Raw genomic sequence first — 424 nt, 5'->3', positions numbered from 1 at the left:
CTGTGAGAGTAGAACGTCGCTTGGTTTGTGATTATTCCGCAGTAGCTCAGTGGTAGAGCACTCGGCTGTTAACCGAGTGGTCGTAGGTTCGAACCCTACCTGCGGAGCCATTTTGGAGAGCTGTCCGAGTGGCCGAAGGAGCACGATTGGAAATCGTGTAGGCGGGTAACCCTGTCTCAAGGGTTCAAATCCCTTGCTCTCCGCCACAAACTTTCAGCACTAAATATACTGGCCCGTTGGTCAAGCGGTTAAGACACCGCCCTTTCACGGCGGTAACACGGGTTCGAGTCCCGTACGGGTCACCATTTTATTACGGAGGATTAGCTCAGCTGGGAGAGCACCTGCCTTACAAGCAGGGGGTCGGCGGTTCGAGCCCGTCATCCTCCACCATATCTTTAAAAATGAAATAAACTTCATGGATCTA

4 tRNA genes are annotated in these 424 nt (G+C 52.4%); all 4 read left to right on the top strand.

The features are described 5' to 3' along the window. Positions 1-35: 35 nt before the first annotated feature. Positions 36-110: transfer RNA gene (locus COC46_RS19590), tRNA-Asn, on the top strand. 4 nt (positions 111-114) lie between these two features. Continuing rightward, positions 115-206: transfer RNA gene (locus tag COC46_RS19585), tRNA-Ser, on the top strand. A gap of 24 nt (positions 207-230) precedes the next feature. Beyond that, positions 231-305: transfer RNA gene (locus tag COC46_RS19580), tRNA-Glu, on the top strand. A 9-nt stretch (positions 306-314) separates the two neighbouring features. Next, positions 315-390 (top strand) — tRNA-Val (locus tag COC46_RS19575). Positions 391-424 lie beyond the last annotated feature (34 nt).

It is taken from the genome of Bacillus sp. AFS041924, assembly GCF_002577195.1.
Classification (GTDB): domain Bacteria; phylum Bacillota; class Bacilli; order Bacillales; family Bacillaceae_G; genus Gottfriedia.
This window is presented reverse-complemented; position numbering and strand designations above follow the sequence as displayed.